Raw genomic sequence first — 19,196 nt, 5'->3', positions numbered from 1 at the left:
ATAGGGTGTGATATTAATATAGCGCTTTGAGCTAAGTTAAATATTAAAAGCTTAACTGACTTTTTAAGTCGGCCTTTTTGGCCATAAAATTTATAGCGATAACTTGAAGGGTGCCGATTATCGCTATATCATAGTCGGCTTAAAAATTTCAGTTAGCAAAATAACAAAAATAAAAGAGCTCACATGTTAATTAATGCCAAAGATATTCTTGATAAATTAAATCCCCATAATAAAGTCAATTACGATTCAGTGCTAAAAGAGGTCATTGCTGATTGGCAAAGCGAATCGATTCGCCCTAAATTACTGATCCATAGTTGTTGCGCTCCTTGTAGTACTTATGTTCTAGAGTATTTAGCGCAATATGCTGATATCACCATATATTTTGCTAATTCTAATATTCATCCTCGGGTTGAATATGAGTATCGTAGCGTTGTTCAGCAAAAATTTATTGCCGATTTTAATCAAAAAACCGGTCACCATGTGCAATTTTTACAAGCGCCATATCAACCGGCTGAATTTATTAAACAAGTTGAACATCTGCGTGATGCACCGGAAGGGGGGGGACGTTGTCATCTGTGCTATAAAATGCGTTTAGATTTAGCGGCAATTAAAGCGCAAGAGCTGGGCTATGACTATTTTGCCAGCGCCTTGACCTTAAGCCCGAAAAAGAACAGTCAGAAGATCAATCAATTAGGTTTTGAAATTCAAGAGATCTTCTCTGTTAACTATCTTCCTTCCGATTTTAAGAAGAATAATGGCTATAAACGATCGATTGAAATTTGCAAAGAGTACGATGTCTATCGTCAATGTTATTGCGGCTGTATTTTTGCCGCCAAAGCGCAGGGCATCGATTTAAAAAATGTCATTGCAACTGCAAAACAAGGGTTAGCTGAACACCAAAAAGATTAATTTTTGGGGGAAGGATAAACCCACACAAAGTGAAGTGATATCTGAATATTTTCGCTAGCACACACCTTATAAAGTGTGTGCATTTTGAACACATCAAATAAAAACTGCAAAAATTACACTATCTTAAGTTATTTAAAAATATTATGATAAAACTAAGTTTGTGATAAGCATCTTTAAATACTTTAAGTCCTTTTTTGCAAAATGTGAGTTTGTTATGTCAAAAATATATAGGCTTGGATTGGATGTCGGTTCGACTACTGCGAAATGTGTCTTGTTAGATGAGCAAGACCATTTTGTCTATAGCAATTATGTTCGTCATAATACCCATATCATCGCCACCGTGATTGACCTTTTAAGCGAAATCAAACAAAAAATTGGCAATGATATCGAGCTGTCGGTAAAAGTGACCGGATCGGCCGGTATGGGAATATGCGAAAAAGCTAATATTGCCTTTATTCAAGAAGTGGTTGCGGCTTCTGAAGTGGTTCAGCGCCAATATCCGCAAGTTAGCACTTTAATTGATATCGGCGGTGAAGATAGTAAGATGATCTTCTTTTTTCCTGACCGTCCGCCAGATATTCGAATGAATGGCAGTTGTGCCGGTGGAACAGGTGCCTTTATTGATCAAATGGCTACTTTGCTCAATACTCCCGTACAACAATTCGATCAACTCGCTAAGCATCATGACAACATTTTTCCAATTGCCTCCCGCTGTGGTGTTTTTGCCAAAACCGATGTGCAAAATCTTATCAGCCGTAATGTATCGAAAGAAAATATCGCTTATTCAGTATTACATGCCGTTTGTATCCAGTTGGTAAACAGCCTTGCTCGAGGCTATGATATTGTGCCAAAGGTGATGTTTATTGGCGGGCCGTTTTCATTTATTCCAACCTTAAAACAAGCTGCTTGCGATATTTTAAAGTTGAATGCTGATGAGGTTGTGCAAACGGCGCACCCGACGCTATTATCGGCATGGGGCGCCGCTATTGATAGCCGTTGCCGAACAGTGCTTTCGATTGATGATTTTACCCAAAGATTAACTGCTTCAAATAAAATTCAGCTCGCTTCTCCCACTCGCTTAAAGCCGCTATTTAGTCAGTCGTTATCTTTTGCAGATTGGCAAAAGCAGCGTCACTATATTCAAATCCCCAGCGTAAGCCTATCGGATTATTCAAAGCAAAATGCTTTTTTAGGTATTGATAGTGGTTCAACCACCACCAAAATTACTTTAATTGGTGAAGATAACCAGCTACTTTTTAGCTATTATGCGCCCAATAATGGACACTCCATTAGCGCCTTAATTAAAGGCTTAACCCAGTTAAAAAAAGAGATTACCGCATCCGGCAAAACCATCAATATTGCTCGCACCGGTGTGACCGGTTATGGGGAAGAGCTGTTAAAGGCGGCATTTGCTATTGATGATGGGTTAGTTGAAACCATGGCGCATTTTGCCGCAGCCAAACATATTGATCCTAAAGTCAGTTTTATTATGGATATTGGCGGGCAAGATATGAAAGCCATTTTTATCGCTAATGGCGTAGTGAATCATATCGAGTTAAATGAAGCGTGTTCATCGGGGTGTGGTTCATTTATTGAAACCTTTGCAAAATCGCTTAATTCCAATACGATCGAGTTTGCCAATGCCGCTTGTCAATCCACCAGCCCCTGCGATTTAGGTACTCGTTGTACGGTATTTATGAACTCTAAAGTGAAACAAGCACTGCGTGAAAACGCCACCATGGGCGATATATCCGCCGGGCTTGCGTTTTCGGTAATTAAAAATGCCATTCATAAAGTACTAAAGTTGCATGATATAAAAAAACTAGGCGATCATATTGTGGTGCAAGGGGGAACGTTTAAAAATCCGGCGGTATTTCGGGCGCTGGAACAGTTAACCGGGGCACAGATCGCCAGCTCCAATATTCCGGAACTAATGGGCGCTTATGGCTCAGCGCTGTTTGCTAAACATCACTACACTGAGCATCCGAGCTTATCAACCTTTATCGGTTTAGATAATTTGGATAAGGCGCTAGATAACAAAGCTAAGCCTTCACGCTGTAAAGGATGCGAAAATCATTGTGATATTATGATTTACCGTTTTGCCAATGGGCAGCGCTATTATTCGGGCAATAAATGCGAACGCTTTTTAAGCAATAATCCTTATCAAGATAAACATGCATTTAACATGTTTGATTTCAAAAACTCGCTTTTATTTGATCGCTGTAACGGTGAAGTGCCAAATGCCACAATCAATATTGGTATTCCACGTGTTTTAGGTCAGTATGAAAATTTCCCGTTTTGGCATACACTGCTCACCGCCAGCGGTATCAATGTGACCCTTTCGCCATTTTCGACCCATGAAATTTATGAAAAAGGCGCCGGCACTGTAATGTCAGACAGCATCTGCTTTCCCGCTAAACTGGTGCACGGGCATATTATGGCGCTGATTAACGCCAATGTTGATCGTATTTTTATGCCTATGGTGATATTTGAATCGGCACAGTTTAATAATGCGGTCAATAGTTATAACTGTCCGATTGTCAGTAGTTATGCCGAAGTGATAAATAGCGCTATCAATCCGGCTAGCAAATATGGTATTGCGCTTGATTATCCGGTCATCAATTTTAGCGATATTAAATTGCTTAAAAAAGGCTGCATAGCATATCTAACATCATTAGGCATTACTAAACAAGTTGCCAATAAGGCGTTTAAACAAGCCTTGATTGCGCAAAGTGACTACAAAAAAGCGCTCTATGATAAAGCGGTTGACGTGTTGGATAAGGCGAAGCAAACTGGGCGTTATGTCTTTATTTTAGCTGGTCGTCCTTATCACAGCGACAGCTTAATCAACCATAAAACCCCTGAGATTTTAAACGCTTTAGGTTGTGATGTGATTTGCGAAGATTCAGTATTGGGCGCCACTGATGCGCTTTCGCCGGAACTGCAAATCTGCTCGCAGTGGAGTTACCCAAACCGCCTGTACGCTGCTGCGTCGTTTGTAGCTCAGCAGCCAAATAATATTCAATTTGTTCAGTTAAACTCTTTTGGTTGTGGACCCGATGCAATTGTCACTGATGAGTGTAAAGCGATCTTAGCGTCGCAAGGCAAAACCTGCACCGTGATTCGGGTTGATGAGATCACTGCTACCGGCTCAGTTAGATTACGGTTACGCTCAATTATTGAATCAATCCGGATGAATCATCACCAACCATTAACATTGCAAGAGCGCCAAAAAACAGCGATTTTTACGCTACCCGATAAACAGCGAAAAACGATATTAGCACCGTTTATTTCTGACTTTTATTCACCTTTGTTACCGCCGATTTTTGCTTTATCCGGTTATAAATTGGAAATTTTGCCTAAGCCGGATAAGCGTTCAGTTGAGTGGGGCTTAAAATATTGTAATAACGAGATCTGTTATCCGGCAACAATCATTGTCGGCGACATTATTAAAGCACTGCGTTCGGGGAAATATCAGCGTGATCAAGTCGCTATTGGCATTACCCAAACCGGTGGGCAATGTCGTGCCAGTAGCTATCTATCATTAATTAAAAAAGCGATGATAAGTAATGGTTTTGCCGATGTACCGATTATTTCGCTTAGTACCGGTAATATCAATGAAATTGAGCAACCGGGCTTTAAAATTAACTGGCTTAAAACTCTACCGACGACTTTCTTTGCCATGCTGTTTGCCGATTCGCTGGCTAAAATGTATTACGCCATTGCGCCGAGGGCAAAAGTGAAACAGCAAGCCGATGAGCTTAAACAGTTTTACACCGACAAACTAAAACAGCTTATTAGCCAACATAAAGGTAAAAAAGCGATTTTTACTTTATTAAGTCAAGCGGTGGCACAGTTTAATCAGATTGAAACGCACAATAGAGCCTGCCCGCAGATTGGTATTGTGGGTGAAATCTATGTCAAATATAATAATTTTGGTAATCAGCATAGTGTAGAGTGGCTGATAGAACAAGGCATTGAGCCGGTGATGCCACCGATGATTGAATTTTTTGCGCAATGTTTTGTTAACTATGACAGCAATATCAAAAATCATCTGATTGCTAATAGTTACCTGTCTTATGTACTTAAATTCCTAGAAAAAATAGCGCAGGTTTATATCGATAAAACCAACCAGATATTAGCGGACTTTAAATACTATCAACCTTTCCATAACCTGCGCAATATGGCGCAAAAAGCGCAAGAGATCTTAAATTTAGCCAACCAATTTGGTGAAGGTTGGTTAATTCCAGCCGGTATTATGACTTTTGCCCAGCAAGGGATAGATAATGTTATCAGCTTACAGCCATTTGGTTGTATCGCCAATCATGTGGTATCAAAAGGCGTTGAAAAGCGGATGCGAGATCTGAATCCTAAACTTAATCTATTATATCTTGATTTTGATGACGGAGCAGGGGAAGTAAATGTACTTAATCGTTTGCATTTTATGATAAGTGCTTTAAAGTATAGTCAGTTACAACGCATTGTTTAATATATGTAAAGCGCTATAATGGTTGCTTAATCTGTTGGTTAACGCCCTCATTTATGGCTAAAAAGGATTGCAAGTGTTGTCAATATATCAATTAAAATCACGGTTCCAATCTCTACTTCGCCCTTATGCGAATAAAATTTACCATGCCGATATTACGGCTAATCAGGTCACGATCGCTGCTTGTATAGGATCGATTTTTGTGTCATTAATTGTTGGGCTGTTAGCGCAATATCAATGGGTTTTTTATCTCATCCCGCTATGGATGTTTATTCGTATGGCGCTCAATGCCATTGACGGTATGTTGGCAAGAGAGTTTAACCAAAAATCTAATCTAGGCGCTTACTTAAATGAGATTTGTGATGTGATATCTGATTGCGCACTGATCGCTGTATTTACGCAAGTTGCTACTGTTAGCTATAGTTTAGTTATGTTTGTGGTATTGCTTTCGTTTCTGACTGAATATAGTGGCGTGTTGGGACTAATGATTGGCGCTACTCGCCGTTATGACGGACCTATGGGCAAAAGTGATCGCGCATTTGTTTTCAGTGTTATCAGTTTAGGTATTGCAAGCTATTTACTCCCATTGGATTGGATTAATCCTTTACTGTGGCTGATAAGTGCTTTACTTATCTATACCATTGTAAATCGGATCAAAAAGGGATTGAATGAGTCCAAAGAATTAAGGATCAGTTTATGCGACAACAACAAGAAAAATCTTTTATAAGTCATGATGGCTGCCAAATTTTTTATCGCTATTGGCCGGCTGTGGATAGCGACCAACAATCAAATCAAGCGTTGGTGCTGTTTCATCGAGGGCATGAACATTCCGGGCGTGTTGCGCATCTGGCTGATGAACTTGCGCTGCCCGATTTCCAAATCTTTGCGTGGGATGCAAGAGGAAACGGACAATCAGAAGGGGAGCGAGGAGATGCCCCAGACTTTGCCACTTTAGTCAAAGATGCGCAATGTTTTATTGAACATATCACCCAAGAGTACGGACTTAACCAACAAGATATCGCTATTATCGCCCAAAGTGTAGGCGCAGTTATTGCCAGCGCTTGGGTGCATGATTATGTGCCCAATATTCGTGCTTTAGTCTTAGCATCACCCGCTTTTAGCGTTAAACTCTATGTGCCGCTTGCCGTTCCCGGACTAAAATTGCTGTATAACTTTAAAGGCAATTTCTTTGTTAATAGTTATGTCAAACCCAATTTATTAACTCATGATGCTGAACGTGCCCGCTCATTCACGCAAGACCCACTTATTACCCGACCGATTTCAGTGCGTTTACTGCTCGATCTCTATTCGGTATCAGACAGAATTATAAAAGATGCTAACGCAATTACCGTACCGACTCAATTACTGGTTTCCGGATCGGATTATGTGGTTAGGCGTAAACCCCAACAACAGTTTTATGACAATCTAGGCACGCCGCAAAAAGAGTGTCATATTTTGCCGGGCTTTTTTCATGATACGTTGGGTGAAAAAGATCGCCATATCGCTCTTGAACGAGCAAGGCGTTTTATTCTCGGCTGCTTTGCCAGCCCAGCTTATACGCCGTCACGACTTAACGCCGATCGGGTAGGTTATACTCGATTAGAAACCGATAATTTAACCTTACCGCCTTCCGGTTTAGTTAAGCCGTTATATTGGAAATTTATTAAGGCAAGCTTAAAGTACGCAGGCAAAATATCTCATGGCATTAAACTCGGTTTAGAAACTGGCTTTGATTCCGGCAGTACCCTTGATTATGTCTATCGGAATGAACCTGCGGGAAATTCTAAATTAGGGCAATTTTTTGATTACCTCTATTTACAATCTATTGGTTGGCGTGGCATTAGACAACGCAAACTCAATCTTGAAGAGCTATTAAAAGAGGCGATTAGTCGTTTACAGCAACAAAATGACAAGGTCAATATTGTCGATATTGCAGCCGGCCATGGACGCTATATTTTAGATACCATTACTCAAATCGCTCACAAACCCGATTACGTGCTATTGAGGGATTATAGCGATATTAATGTTCGTGACGGGCAAGCATTAATTGAACAAAAAGGCTTAAGTGATATCGTTCGTTTTGAAAAAGGTGATGCGTTTGATCGACAACAATTAGCGCAATTATCACCAAAACCTAATCTTGCCATTGTCTCAGGGCTTTACGAGCTGTTTGGAGATAATCAATTAATCCATAACTCGTTAGCCGGATTAGCCGATGCGATACCGGTTGGCGGTTATTTGATTTATACCAACCAGCCTTGGCATCCACAGTTAACCTTTATTGCCAGAGCGTTAACTTCTCATCGAGACGGTCAACCCTGGATAATGCGTAGACGAACACAACTTGAAATGGATCAGCTTGTCGCTCAAGCCGGCTTCAAAAAAATTACCATGCGCATTGATCAGTGGGGCATCTTTACCGTTTCATTAGCACAGCGCATTCACTAATCGATGATGAAAACATCAGCAACCGCACCTTCAACTACTTTAAGCATTTATAAATGCTTATGGTTAGTTGGATTGTGCCTGTTTTTCTTTAGCAGTTATAATTTAACCAACTCATTTACCGCTAGCCGTGCTGATGTCACAAGCATTGTTTTTAGCTGGGAAAGCTTAATTCCGCTTTGGTCTTGGACTATTGTGCCCTATTGGTCAATCGATTTGATGTATGGTCTGGCAATCTTATTAGCAACCAGTAAGCAATCGGTTAAAATACTTTGTTTACGACTACTGACCGCTCAAATAATTTGTATCGGCTGTTTTTTGCTTTTCCCGCTTAAATTCAGCTATGAGCGTCCGGCTTTAGACGGCTTTTTTGGATGGCTGTTTGAGGTATTAATGGGCTTTGATAAGCCATTTAATCAAGCCCCATCACTGCATATCACCTTACTGGTTATTTTGTGGCAATTTTATGCCGGCTATTTTAAATCTGTGGCAACAAAGTATCTGCTTAATATTTGGTGTTTACTGATTGCGCTTTCCGTATTAACCACATGGCAACACCACTTTTTTGATATACCGACCGGATTATGGGTTGGTTGCTTATGTATCTGGTTATGGCCGGATAATGAGCAATCACTATTCAAAAATGCTTCACGCTTGAAAAACGGCAAATGGGTGACGCTCTATAGTGTTTTTGCGCTTATAACCTATGGTTTGGCTGTTTACTTTAAGCATGAGGCACTTTGGTTATTATGGTTAGCCGGCGCACTGGTATTAGTTGCCATTAATTATTTGCTATTAGGTGCTAAAGGTTTTCAAAAACAGCCTAACGGACGGTTTAAGTTGGCTATCGCCATACTTTATTTACCTTATTGGGTTGTTATGTGGCTCAATTCCCGTTTATGGACCATAAACCATGCATCCCCCGATATGATCGAAGATAAGCTTTATCTTGGTCGCATAGCGGAAACTAAAACGCTCAAAGCCTATCAGTTTGTTTCGGTGCTGGACTTATGCGCTGAATTACCCATAGCGCATTTTAAGGGCAATTATACTTTAATACCGGTCTTAGATATGACCCCGCTAACCGCGGCGCAGTGCCAGCAGAGCGCAGAAGTGATTAATCAGTATTATCAAAAGGGCAAATTACTGGTGTGTTGTGCATTAGGTTATTCCCGTAGCGCTACGGCGGTTATTGCTTGGTTATTATGGACGCATCGAGCGCAAAATCTTGATGACGCCATTGCCAAAGTAAAAGCTTGTCGTAGCAGTATTGTGATCTCTAAAGCGCAACGTGTAATTTTAACTGAGTGGTTTTTACAATTAAAAAAGGGGTAAAGATTAGATGACTCAAACCGATAATATAACGAAAACGAGGTTAGTGACATTCAGTAGCTTTTTACTTATCAGCCAGCGATTAGATATTTTGTCGTTATCATTGAGCTTAATGGCACTGTTTTTCTGGCTACTGGCAAGTTGGTCAATCGGCAATCTATATGTAATCATATTGTGTTTGATCACTTTTTTTATCGGATTAATCAGTAAATATTATGCTCTACGTATCGCCTTTGATAGAAAGTTATTTGAATATCTTGCCAGCCAAAGCGACCGTCTGCCCGAAGCAATCACGGAATTAGACGATGCTTTAGGGCAATTAAATCTGATTAAAGCGAATCAACAAAACGTGCGATCAATCCATGAACGTGAAAACGGCACAATGAAGTTATTCAAAAAACAGATCGCTTATATTATTTTACAACTTGGATTACTAACAGCTCTGGCGTTAGGTGTGTTATTTTTTTAATTAAGCACACCCTGCATTAATGCTTAATGCTACATTGAGCAATAACAGACAATCAGGAGAAAGACATGACAGATTACCAACGTGATACACTGCTTTTATTTTTGGGTATCGGTCTGTTTTTAGTCATCGCATCGACTATTGGTCTGTTATTAAAACGACGAGTGCAAAGTCCTAATCCGGTGATTGATAATTTAAACACCCGCATTAATGCTTGGTGGATTATGGTGCTAATTATTGGTTTGGCATTTTTCATCGGAAAACTGGCGGTCATTTTTCTATTTTTTGTTATATCCGGCTTAGCATTGCGTGAATTTTTGGTCTTAACCCCCGTTAACCGCTATGACTTTTATGCGCTAATTTTTGCCTTTGGCGTTGCCTTACCACTGCAATATCTTTTCGTTGCCATTTCTTGGTATGGAATGTTCAGTATCTTTATACCGATTTATGGTTTTTTATTGTTAGCTATTTTGTCGTCAATTACCGGTTCAAGCCAAAATTTTCTTGAACGCACTGCCGAAGTACAATGGGGGCTGACAATCACCGTTTACAGCATCTCTTGTGTGCCGGCATTATTAGCGTTACAAATCGATAATTATCAAGGCCGAAACTTACTGCTTATTGCTTTTTTAGTCTTGGTTGTGCAGTTATCCGATGTTTTACAATATGTGTTTGGAAAATTATGGGGCAAGCATAAAATCAGTCCAAATTTATCCCCGTCAAAAACCATTGAAGGTTTTGTCGGTGGGGTATTATCGGCAAGCTTTATTGGTGCTTGCTTGTTTTGGATAACGCCATTTAGCTTTGTGCAAGCCGGGCTGATTTCGTTAATGATCACCTTGCTTGGTTTTTTTGGTGGATTGGTTATGTCTGCCATTAAGCGAGATCGGGGCGTAAAAGATTGGGGACGGCTAATCGGGGGGCATGGCGGTGTGCTTGATCGGTTTGATTCAATCTGTTTTGCTGCGCCGGTTTTTTTCCATGTTGTACGATATTTCTGGGGATAAAAGTAAACTGAGATTGAAAAATCCTTCAAATCATTGATGCGTATTATTTTGCAAAAATTTGCATGCAAAAAAAGAGCAATATTATTCAATTTATGATATAAATACTGCCATTGTATTAACGTTAAGATATAAATAAGGACTGTAATATGTTAAAAGAGCAAATGGTAGTAAAAAATTCAACTGGTTTACATGCACGCCCTGTAACGACACTGGTAAAATTAGCGGGTCGTTATAAATCATCTATTGAGCTTGTTTATAATGATAAAACGATCAAATTAAAAAGTATGATGGGTTTGCTTGGTGCTGGTATTAAAGGTGGTTCAACTGTCGAAATTATTTGTGACGGTGAAGACGAGCAAGCAGCGATGGATGAAATCCGTGAATTATTTGCTACTGGTTTTGGTGAGTAATTAACGATACTTATTCATTACCAAAAAATTTCATTATTCCGTCGACATCATGTCGACGGAATTGTTTTAAAAGGACAGTAACTAAAACTTGTAAGTAGACCAGATAATTTAATCTTTAATAATCGAACTTAATTCTTTATGATCGATCGAAGGTAATGCAGATCTAAAGCCTTTGGTTAAATAGACCAAATATAAAAAGCCAATTGCTAACCAGACCAATCCAACAACCATCGCTGTTTCATCCAAACTTGTCCACAACCACAAAGAAAGTAGCACGCCAATAGCAGGCAATAATCCATATTTAAACAGGATTGCTAACGTTTTAGTGTTTTTACCGCTAAGATAACTTTTGATAACACATAAGTTAACAAAAGTAAAAGCAACTAAGGCGCCAAAGCTTATCATCGAAACGACCAGACTAAGATCTAATACTAATGATAGCAATGAAAAACAAGCTACAAAGATAATCGATAAATAAGGCGTTCTAAAGCGTGGATGAATTTTATAGAAGATCTGCTTCGGTAACACACCTTCACGCCCCATAGCATAAAAAATGCGTGAAACACTGGTTTGTGCAGTCATTGCAGAGGCAAACACACCGGTTAAATATGCAGCTTGGAAAAAGTTATACATAAAATCACCACCTAAATGGCTAATATTACCTACACGGCGCACAACTTCTAAACTTGCAGTATCTTTGTTATTAGCAAAATCGATCCAGTTAGGATAAGCTAAATGGGCACAATAAGAGACCACCAAAAAGATACAACCGGCAATAAGTACGGTACATATAATCGCTCTAGGTAACGATTTTTGCGCATCATTTGACTCTTCAGCTAACGTTGCAATAGCATCAAATCCTAAAAATGCTAAGCATAATATTGCTGCCCCGGAAAGTAGCCCGCTAAAATCGCCCGCATTCACTAACAACGGTTTCATCATTGCTTCAGGCGTTAAATTAACATTGGTCAGTGTTAAAAAGATAAATAACCCGATAAAAATCATTTGAACAATAATCAAAGTAAAATTAACCGAATTAATTAACTTAATACCTAAGTAATTTAAAAAGCTTACGCTAATTAAAGAACCTAACACAAAAACCCATGCCGGAATATCAGGAAATGCTTCATTAAGATAGATACCCAAAACCAAATAATTTAATATCGGTAAAAACAGGTAATCAAGGATTTGCGCCCAACCAACCAAAAATCCAATTTTGCCTCCAAAGGTATGTTGTACATAAGAGTAGGCAGATCCAGCAATCGGTAGCTTATTTGCCATACGGCAATAGCTCAGTGCTGTAAAAAAGATCATGGCTAAGGTGATAATGTAAGCTACAGGTAAGTGCCCATTACTGGCAACGGTAACTTCCCCATAAGTGGTAAAGATCCCTAAAGGAACCATATAAGCTAAACCAAATGCAATCAATGCAGGTGTGGTTAAAACTCGTTTCATTTTTATTGCGGACATGACTAACTTTGCTCCTCTGTCCCAAAAAACAATAAAAAACTACTAAGTATAGTTTTGCCTTTTTACCCGCTAAAAGCGGCAGGGAATTCTCCCACATTATTATAATTATGCAAGCTAATTTTTATTATATTGACATTAAATTATGCAAACGGCGAATTTGACCATTTAGGATGAATTATTTCTAAACAAATCTTAATCAAAATAGATGGTTTAAATGCATTGAAAGTGACTGATATTTAGGTAAGCGTTCAGTGATGAATAAGTATAAAAGGATGAAAATAGAATATGCTAAGGTTATTTACTCATAAAATAAATTCCTTTTTTAATTGCTGAAGGAAAGGGAATAGTGTGGTTAAATACTTTTCTAATAACAGAGACATTTTTATGTGACCCAATAAGTGGTGTGTTAACATTTTTTTCAACTCTATATATCCATAAACCTTTAAAAGTACATTGTTAACGAGTAAAAGAAAGCAAGCCTATTTTGTTCTTTTATTATTAGTAGGCAAAGTAAAAAATACTATATTTTAGGAATCTAAGGAAAACCATGAAAAAAACACTATTTGTTGTATTAGCAGCATTATTATCGACGACGGCTTACGCTAATAATTGCGCGACCTATTATGAACATAACGATTTTCGTCAAGCTTTTACTGCTTGTAAAACTGAGGCTAAGCATGGAGATAGGGAAGCTCAGTTTAATTTAGCACATATATATTACCAACGTATAGGTGTCGGCAATAAAGAAAAAGCGATATATTGGTACACAAAAGCAGCGGAACAAGGGCTTGTTGAGGCGCAATATTATTTAGCACTGATGTATAACATGGGGTACGTTGTCAACAGTCATCTTGTCGGCATTGATAACGATAAAGCACTCTATTGGTTCACAAAAGCAGCGGAACAAGGATTTCTTGAGGCGCAATATAAGTTAGCACTTATGTATGTTGACGATACCGGTTTTGAAGTCAATAAAGAAAAATCGCTATATTGGCTCACTCAAGCAGCAGAACAGGGGTTTGATAAGGCGGAAAATGATTTAGGACTTGTTTATTACAGAGGAGACGGTGTCGAAAAAAATACAGAAAAAGCGCTATATTGGTTTACTAAAGCAATGGAACAGGGGTCTAATGAGGCGCGATATAATTTAGCAGTTATGTATCAAGTAGGAGAGGGTGTGGAAGTGGATAAAGAAAAAGCCCTCTATTTGTACACTCAAGCAGCGCAAGAAGGGAATATTTATGCGCAATTAGAGTTAGCATATAGGTATGACCAAGGTGAGGGTGTCGAAGTCAATAAAGAAAAAGCACGACATTGGTACTCTATAGCTCAAGAACCATATGGGTGTATTGATGAGCTATTAGAGTTAGCATATAGGTATGATCAAGGTGAGGATGTCGAAGTCAATAAAGAAAAAGCAGCATATTGGTACGCTCTAGCTCGAGAAGAAAGGGTAAAAGATAGGGGAGGAGAAAGGGGGTTTGCTTTGGAGCAATATGATTTGGCAAGAAAGTATGCCGGAGGTTATAGGGGGATCAAAGTTGATAAAAGGAAAGCATTATATTGGTACACAAAAGCAGCAGATTATGGTGACACTCAAGCAATGCATGATTTAGGCATTATGTATTATAAAGGTGATGGTATTGAAAAAAATAGCGAGTTAGCTAAAAAGTATTTTGAACAAGCTTGTGAGCAAAAACTTAAAGAAAGTTGCGATATTCTTCATAAAGGAATCAAATAAACATTATTCATAAGCCACGCAAATTGAAAATCTGTTCAAAGAACTGTCTTACATATTAAGGCAGTTCTTTTTTTATATAGCCACAAAATGTCATTTATTCTATTAACACAATCACTTTTTTGATATAAATTAGCTTAACAGTGACATTTTAATACGGCTCAATATATTTGGTTAGCGTGTTAGTCATTTTATCAACTCTATAACCCGATACCGATAAGCGATTTAAAAGTGCATTGTCAAGAAGTAATAGATAGTAAGCCCATTTTTGATCTTTTCTTGCCAGCAGGCAAAATAAAAAAAATTATTATATTTAAGGAATTTAAGGAAAACTAATGAAAAAAGTACTATTTGTTGTATTAACAGCATTATTATCGACGACGGCTTACGCTAATAATTGCGCAACCTATTTTGAACAAAAAGCTTTTGATCAAGCTTTTATTGCTTGTAACACTGAGGCTGAGCAGGGAGATAGGGAAGCTCAGTATAATTTAGCACGTATATATGACAAACGTATAGGCGTTGACAATAAAGAAAAAGCACTCTATTGGTACACAAAAGCAGCGGAACAAGGGCATGGTGATGCACAATATGATTTAGCACAGACGTATAACAATGGGGACGGTGTCGGCATTGATAAAGATAAAGCACTCTATTGGTTCACGAAAGCAGCTGAAGAAGGGGATATTTCTGCGCAATTAGAGTTAGCATATATGTACGACCAAGGAGATGGTGTCGAAGTCAATCAGGAAAAAGCATTATATTGGTTTTCTCAAGCTCAAGGAGAGGAAGAAGGGTTTGTTGGGGCGCAATATTATTTGGCAAGTATATATGCTGAAGGTGATGGGGTCAAAGTTGATAAAAGGAAAGCATTATATTGGTACACAAAAGCCGCTGAGCTATGGGATGGTGATGCGCAAGAAGAGCATACTGCTGCGCAATATGAGTTAGCACGTATGTATGACAAAGGTGACGGTATCGAAGCCGATAAAGAAAAAGCACTATATTGGTATAAAAAAGCAGCAGATAATGGTTACACTCAAGCAATGCATTATTTAGGCGTTATGTATTATAAAGGTGATGGTATTGAAAAAAATAGTGATTTAGCTAAAAAGTATTTTGAACAAGCTTGTGAACTAAAATTTAAAGAGAGTTGCGATATTCTTCATAAAGAAATGAAATAGCCATTATTCATAATTCACGCATATCTGAAATCTGTTAAAAGAACTGTTTTACCTATTAAAGCAGTTCTTTTTTACAGCCTAAAAATGTCATTTATTCTATTAACACAATCACTTTTTTGATATAAATTGGCTCAACAGTGATACTTTGATGCGACCCAATAAGTTTGGGTAGTGTGTTAACCCTTTTATTAACCCCATAACTGTATACCAATAAGCCATTTAAAAGTACATTGTTAACAAGTAATAGATAGTAAACGTATTTCTGTTCTTTTCTTGCCAGCAGGCAAAATAAAAAAATTATTATATTTAAGGAATTTAAGGAAAACTAATGAAAAAAGTACTATTTGTTGTATTAACTGCATTATTATCGACGACGGCTTACGCTAATAATTGCGCGACCTATTTCGAACAAAAAGCTTTTGATCAAGCTTTTATTGCTTGTAACACTGAGGCTGAGCAGGGAGATAGGGAAGCTCAGTATAATTTAGCACGTATATATGACAAACGTATAGGCGTCGACAATAAAGAAAAAGCACTCTATTGGTTCACAAAAGCAGCGGAACAAGGTCATATTTATGCGCAATTAGAGTTAGCCTATATGTATGACCAAGGAGATGGTGTCGAAGTCAATAAAGAAAAAGCACTTTATTGGTACTCTCAAGCTCAAGAAGAAGAAAAGGGGGCTGCTTACGTGCAATATTATTTTGCAAGGATGTATGCTGAAGGTGATGAAGTCAAAGTTGATAAAAGGAAAGCACTATATTGGTACACAAAAGCAGCTGAACAAGGGCTTGGTGATGCACAATATGATTTAGCACTTATGTATGACAACGGGGATGGTGTCGAAGTCGATAAAGAAAAAGCGCTATATTGGTATACTAAAGTAGCAGAAGAAGGATTTATTACTGCACAATTAGAGTTATCTTATATGTATGACCAAGGTGAGGGTATTAAAGTCAATAAAGAAAAAGCACTCTATTGGAACTCCCGAGCTCAAGCTCAAATAGAAAGACAGGAATTAGGGATTGTTGAAGTGCTATCTGGTTTGGCACGTATGTATGCCCAAGGTAATGGGGTCAAAGTTGATATCGGGAAAGCATTATATTGGTATACAAAAGCAGTAGAAGAAGGGGATATTTTATCGGAATTAGAGTTAGCTTATATGTATGATCAAGGTGAGGGTGTCGAAGCCAATCAGGAAAAAGCGTTATATTGGTTTTCTCAAGCTCAAGGAGTGGAAGAAGGGTTTGTTGGAGCGCAATATTATTTGGCAAGGATGTATGCTGAAGGTGATGATGTCAACGTTGATAAAAGGAAAGCATTATATTGGTACACAAAAGCCGCTGAACAAGGACTTGGTGATGCACAATATGATTTAGCACTTATGTATGACAAAGGAGATGGTGTCGCAGTCGATAAAGAAAAAGCGTTGTATTGGTACAAAAAAGCAGCCGATCAGGGTGTTACTGAAGCAACGCATAATTAAGGTGTTATGTATTGTAAAGATGACAGTGTAGAAAATAGCGAGTTAGCTAAAAAGTATTTTGAACAAGCTTGTGAGCAAAAATTTAAAGAAAGTTGCGAAATTCTTCACAAAGGAATGAAATAGCCATTATTCATAATTCACGCATATCAGAAATCTGTTAAAAGAACTGTTTTACGTATTAAAGCAGTTCTTTTTTACAGTCTAAAAATGTCATTTATTCTATTAACACAATCGCTTTTTTGATATAAATTAGCTTAACAGTGATACTTTGATGCGACCCAATAAGTTTGGGTAGTGTGTTAACCCTTTTATCAACCCCATAACTGTATACCAATAAGCCATTTAAAAGTACATTGTTAACAAGTAATAGATAGTAAACGTATTTCTGTTCTGTTCTTTCTTGCCAGCAGGCAAAATAAAAAAATTATTATATTTTAGGGATTTAAGGAAAACTAATGAAAAAAGTACTATTTGTTGTATTAACAGCATTATTATCGACGACGGCTTACGCTAATAATTGCGCGACCTATTTCGAACAAAAAGCTTTTGATCAAGCTTTTATTGCTTGTAACACTGAGGCTGAGCATGGAGATAGGGAAGCTCAGTATAATTTAGCATTTATGTATTACAACGGCGACGATGTCGAAGAAAATACTGAAAAAGCGCTATATTGGCTTACTCAGGCAGCGGAACAAGGGGTTTCTGTTGCGCAATATGGTTTATCACGCATGTATGAAGAAGGTGAGGGAGTCGAAGTCGATAAAGAACAAGCACTCTATTGGCTCACTCAAGCAGCGGAAGCCGGATCTGTTCAAGCACAATATGATTTATCCAATAGGTTTGAATATAAAAAATGGCTCACTAAAGCAGCAGAGCAAGGATTTGTTGTTGCGCAATATGATTTAGGGCAATATGGTAATAAAGAAAAAGCGCTATATTGGTATACTAAAGCTGAGCAACAAGGGCTTATTTCTGCACAAATTGGATTAGCACACATTTATGAAAATGGACTCAGTGTCGAAGTTAATCAAGAAAAAGCGGTGTATTGGTATACAAAAGCTGCGGAACAAGGGGATGGTTGGGCGCAATTAAAGTTAGCAAAGAGATATGACAAAGGAGACGGTGTTGAAGTCAATAAAGAGAAAGCAGTATATTGGTACACGAAAGCAGCAAAAAAAGGATTTGTTGAGGCGCAATATAATTTAGCAGTTTTGAATAATGAAAGTGACGATGTTATAGCAGAACTACGTAAAAGGTTAGGTAGAAAAATCACTGAACCGGAATATGGAATTGCTCAAGCGCAATATCATTTAGCAGAAATGTATGACAAAGGTGATGGTCTCGAAGTTAATAAAGATAAAACGGTATATTGGCTCAGTAACGCAATGAAAAAAAAGCTAAGTCAAACACAATATCGTTTAGCATATATGTATGACAAAGGAGACGAGATCGAAGTCGATAAAGAAAAAGCACTATTTTGGTATAAAAAAGCAGCAGATAATGATAACTTTGAAGCAATGCTTCATTTAAACACTATGTATCATAAAGGTGGTGGTATTTAAAAAAATAGCGAGTTAGCTGAAAAGTATTTTGATAAAGCTTTTATTGCTTGTAACACTGAGGCAGAGCAGGGAGATAGGGAAGCTCAGTATAATTTAGCACTTATATATCACGGACGTATAGGCGTCGACAATAAAGAAAAAGCGCTATATTGGTACAAAAAAGCAGCCGATCAGGGTGTTACTGAAGCAAGGCTTGATTAAGGTGTTATGTATTGTAAAGATGACAGTGTATAAAATAGCGAGTTAGCTAAAAAGTATTTTGAACAAGCTTGTGAGCTAAAATTTAAAGAAAGTTGCGATATTCTTCATAAAGGAATCAAATAAACAACATTCATAAGTCAGGCAAATTTGGAATCTGTTTAAAGAACTGTCTTACATATTAAGGCAGTTCTTTTTTTATATAGCCACAAAATGTCATTTATTCTATTAACACAATCACTTTTTTGATATAAATTAGCTTAACAGTGACATTTTAATACGGCTCAATATATTTGGTTAGCGTGTTAGTCATTTTATCAACTCTATAACCCGATACCGATAAGCGATTTAAAAGTGCATTGTCAAGAAGTAATAGATAGTAAGCCCATTTTTGATCTTTTCTTGCCAGCAGGCAAAATAAAAAAATATTATATTTTAGGAAATTAAGGAAAACTAATGAAAAAAGTACTATTTGTTGTATTAACAGCATTATTATCGACGAC

Annotated in this window: 15 protein-coding genes; 13 read left to right on the top strand and 2 right to left on the bottom strand. The window is 37.9% G+C overall.

Features of this window, described 5'->3' with window-relative positions:
* Positions 1 to 183: 183 nt before the first annotated feature.
* The 8 genes from J3U74_RS10260 (at position 184) to J3U74_RS10225 (ending at position 11,055) form a co-directional block, all read left to right on the top strand.
* Positions 184 to 909: an epoxyqueuosine reductase QueH gene (locus J3U74_RS10260; RefSeq protein ID WP_267328507.1), complete on the top strand. Its 726-nt coding sequence runs from the start codon at positions 184 to 186 to the stop codon at positions 907 to 909.
* Between the two features lie 214 nt (positions 910 to 1,123).
* Complete coding sequence (locus J3U74_RS10255; RefSeq protein ID WP_267328506.1) at positions 1,124 to 5,398, top strand: acyl-CoA dehydratase activase-related protein; 4,275 nt, start codon at positions 1,124 to 1,126, stop codon at positions 5,396 to 5,398.
* Positions 5,399 to 5,471: 73 nt separating this feature from the next.
* Positions 5,472 to 6,122 carry a CDP-alcohol phosphatidyltransferase family protein gene (locus tag J3U74_RS10250; protein WP_255556215.1) on the top strand — a complete coding sequence of 217 codons (651 nt, stop codon included), beginning with the start codon at positions 5,472 to 5,474 and terminating at the stop codon, positions 6,120 to 6,122.
* Positions 6,092 to 7,843 (top strand): bifunctional alpha/beta hydrolase/class I SAM-dependent methyltransferase, encoded by a 1,752-nt coding sequence (locus J3U74_RS10245; RefSeq protein ID WP_267328505.1) that lies wholly within the window; start codon positions 6,092 to 6,094, stop codon positions 7,841 to 7,843. Before J3U74_RS10250 ends, J3U74_RS10245 begins: the two co-directional genes overlap by 31 nt.
* 3 nt (positions 7,844 to 7,846) lie before the next feature.
* Positions 7,847 to 9,175, top strand: coding sequence for a phosphatase PAP2/dual specificity phosphatase family protein (locus tag J3U74_RS10240; protein ID WP_267328504.1), 1,329 nt, complete (start codon positions 7,847 to 7,849; stop codon positions 9,173 to 9,175).
* A gap of 7 nt (positions 9,176 to 9,182) precedes the next feature.
* Positions 9,183 to 9,641 carry a hypothetical protein gene (locus tag J3U74_RS10235; RefSeq protein WP_267328503.1) on the top strand — a complete coding sequence of 153 codons (459 nt, stop codon included), beginning with the start codon at positions 9,183 to 9,185 and terminating at the stop codon, positions 9,639 to 9,641.
* A 65-nt stretch (positions 9,642 to 9,706) separates the two neighbouring features.
* The gene (locus J3U74_RS10230) at positions 9,707 to 10,645 is read left to right on the top strand and encodes a phosphatidate cytidylyltransferase (RefSeq protein WP_267328502.1); all 939 of its coding nucleotides are present in this window, start codon (positions 9,707 to 9,709) and stop codon (positions 10,643 to 10,645) included.
* A 146-nt stretch (positions 10,646 to 10,791) separates the two neighbouring features.
* On the top strand, positions 10,792 to 11,055 hold the full coding sequence (locus tag J3U74_RS10225) for an HPr family phosphocarrier protein (RefSeq protein ID WP_220219483.1): 264 nt from the start codon (positions 10,792 to 10,794) through the stop codon (positions 11,053 to 11,055).
* Positions 11,056 to 11,163: 108 nt separating this feature from the next.
* Here J3U74_RS10225 and J3U74_RS10220 read toward each other — a convergent pair whose 3' ends face one another.
* Positions 11,164 to 12,525: an APC family permease gene (locus J3U74_RS10220; protein ID WP_267328501.1), complete on the bottom strand. Its 1,362-nt coding sequence runs from the start codon at positions 12,523 to 12,525 to the stop codon at positions 11,164 to 11,166.
* A 547-nt stretch (positions 12,526 to 13,072) separates the two neighbouring features.
* Here J3U74_RS10220 and J3U74_RS10215 point away from each other — a divergent pair.
* From J3U74_RS10215 to J3U74_RS12570, 5 genes are all read left to right on the top strand, one after another.
* Positions 13,073 to 14,266 carry a tetratricopeptide repeat protein gene (locus tag J3U74_RS10215; RefSeq protein WP_267338034.1) on the top strand — a complete coding sequence of 398 codons (1,194 nt, stop codon included), beginning with the start codon at positions 13,073 to 13,075 and terminating at the stop codon, positions 14,264 to 14,266.
* A gap of 332 nt (positions 14,267 to 14,598) precedes the next feature.
* Positions 14,599 to 15,447, top strand: a complete 849-nt coding sequence (locus J3U74_RS10210) for a tetratricopeptide repeat protein (RefSeq protein ID WP_267338069.1) — start codon at positions 14,599 to 14,601, stop codon at positions 15,445 to 15,447.
* A gap of 328 nt (positions 15,448 to 15,775) precedes the next feature.
* On the top strand, positions 15,776 to 16,933 hold the full coding sequence (locus tag J3U74_RS10205) for a tetratricopeptide repeat protein (protein ID WP_267338070.1): 1,158 nt from the start codon (positions 15,776 to 15,778) through the stop codon (positions 16,931 to 16,933).
* Between the two features lie 455 nt (positions 16,934 to 17,388).
* On the top strand, positions 17,389 to 18,495 hold the full coding sequence (locus J3U74_RS10200; RefSeq protein WP_267338072.1) for a tetratricopeptide repeat protein: 1,107 nt from the start codon (positions 17,389 to 17,391) through the stop codon (positions 18,493 to 18,495).
* A gap of 42 nt (positions 18,496 to 18,537) precedes the next feature.
* Entirely contained in the window at positions 18,538 to 18,696 is a 159-nt protein-coding gene (locus J3U74_RS12570) for a hypothetical protein (RefSeq protein WP_416379761.1), read from the top strand.
* Between the two features lie 271 nt (positions 18,697 to 18,967).
* Here the strand turns inward: J3U74_RS12570 and J3U74_RS10195 are convergent.
* Positions 18,968 to 19,196: hypothetical protein (locus J3U74_RS10195; RefSeq protein WP_267396015.1), on the bottom strand; the 229-nt coding region annotated here is incomplete at its 5' end.

Source organism: Gilliamella sp. B3892 (genome assembly GCF_026536305.1).
GTDB lineage: Bacteria > Pseudomonadota > Gammaproteobacteria > Enterobacterales > Orbaceae > Gilliamella.
Note: the sequence above shows the minus strand (reverse complement) of the source record. Positions and strands in the feature narration are given on the sequence as shown.